The sequence below is a fragment of the Collinsella sp. AF29-7AC genome (assembly GCF_003475665.1).
In the GTDB taxonomy this organism is placed as follows: Bacteria; Actinomycetota; Coriobacteriia; order Coriobacteriales; family Coriobacteriaceae; genus Collinsella.
Window position 1 is genome coordinate 18139 of sequence record NZ_QRQX01000028.1, and the last position, 1605, is coordinate 19743.

Consider the following 1605-nt stretch of genomic DNA (forward strand, 5'->3'; position numbering starts at 1 on the left):
TGTTAGCGTCAATCTATTTTTCACCAGTTTCGCTAAACAGGCGCGCCGTTCGCGCAAAGGCGGTTTCACCGGTTGCGCTAACGTATTTTCACCGATTCCGGTCACGGCTTGACGGGGCCGTCCCTCGGCAGGTCCTTCAGCCTGTAGGACCTGCCGGTTATCTTGACCAGGTGGCAGTGGTGGCACACCCTGTCCGCGATCGCGCTCGCCGCCACGTCGTCCCCGAACACCCTGCCCCAGCCGCTGATCCCCACGTTGGTGGTGATGATCGTCGAGCGCTGCTCGTAGCGCGTCGATATCAGCTGGAACAGCAGGTCCGCGCCCGCGCTGCCGACGTCGAGGTAGCCGAGCTCGTCGATGATCAGCAGCCTCGAGTGGGCGTAGTACTTGAGCCTCTTCTTGAGGATGCCGCGCGACGAGGCGTCCTCCAGGTCCTCGACGAGCCGGGCGCAGTCCACGAACCTGACCTCGCGCCCCGCCCTGACGGCCTCGATGCCCAGCGCGACGGCGAGGTGCGTCTTGCCCACGCCGGGGCTCCCCACGAGCAGGACGTTCTCGGCCCGCTCGACGAACCTCAGGGTCGCGAGCTCCTCGATCTCTGCGCGCGGGACCGACGGCTGGAAGTCCCAGTCGAAGTCCGCCAGCCCCTTGACGTAGGGGAACCCCGACGAACGTATGCGCTGGTTGGTGATCCTGACCTCCCGGGCGGCGACCTCGACGCGCGTCATCTCCTCGAGGGCGGAGGCGAAGCCCCGCTCGCCCGCGGCGACCATCCTCACGTAGTCGGGCAGGGACGCCGCCATCTCGTGCAGCCCGAGCGCGGAGAGGTTCGCCTGCGCCCTGATCGAGGGGCTGCCCTCCGCGACGGCGCCCATCACGCCCCTCCGAGCGAGTCGAGCAGCGCGAGGTTGGCGCGCGCGGCCTCGGCGATGTCCGCGTCGGCCAGGCCCCGCTTCCCCTCGAGGGCCTGCCCATAGTGGTCGGGGTCGTAGTTGATGGGCCTCGACGGCCCGGACGCGGCGTCGTGGACGGCGACCTCCTCGCCGGCCATCCTCACAACGACCTGGCCGCCGGGCATCGCTATGACGCTCACGCGCCGGCCGATGCAGCGCCTGGGCACGGACCACTCCCTGCCGGCGGCCCTGACGAGCATGGTCGGCGGGACGGTCTGGACGCTCACGTCGCCCACCATCGACTCGAGGAGCCGGAGGTTCCCGATGGGACGCAGGCTCTCCTTCTCCCGCATGAACAGCGCGTCGGGCGGCAGGCCGGTGGTGCGGTTCGGCTCCGAGTTGGCCTGGGCCTCGACCCGGGCCACCGCCTCGGCGAGGCCGCTCCACCCGGTGAACTCGCCGCCGTAGGCGAGCAGGCGGTTCAGGAAGCGGTTGGCCGACTCGTCCTTGCCCTTGGTCTGCGGCGAGCGCGGCGCGCAGAGTCTGAGCTCGAAGCCGGCCTCCCGCGCGAACCGCCACGCCCTCTCCTGCCTGGTCCTCCTGCGGCCCGAGACGGTCACCAGGCACGACATGTTGTCCGTGATGCACTCCTCCGGGACGCCGCCGAGGCGGGTGAAGGTGGCGAGCAGGCAGGACAGCAGGTCGTCGAGCG

General features: G+C 69.8%; 1 protein-coding gene and 1 pseudogene. Both read right to left on the reverse strand.

All coding sequences use genetic code 11. The features are described from left to right. Positions 1 to 101: 101 nt before the first annotated feature. Positions 102 to 875, reverse strand: a complete 774-nt coding sequence (gene istB, locus DWZ15_RS09610) for an IS21-like element helper ATPase IstB (RefSeq protein ID WP_117821545.1) — start codon at positions 873 to 875, stop codon at positions 102 to 104. After that, positions 875 to 1605, reverse strand: a pseudogene (locus DWZ15_RS10755) (IS21 family transposase); the annotation flags it as partial. The gene istB and the pseudogene DWZ15_RS10755, both read right to left, overlap by 1 nt.

Bases quoted from the DNA above. Each gene is read 5' to 3' on its own strand.
- istB (WP_117821545.1), bottom strand. From the start codon at position 875: ATGGGCGCCGTCGCGGAGGGCAGCCCCTCGATCAGGGCGCAGGCGAAC.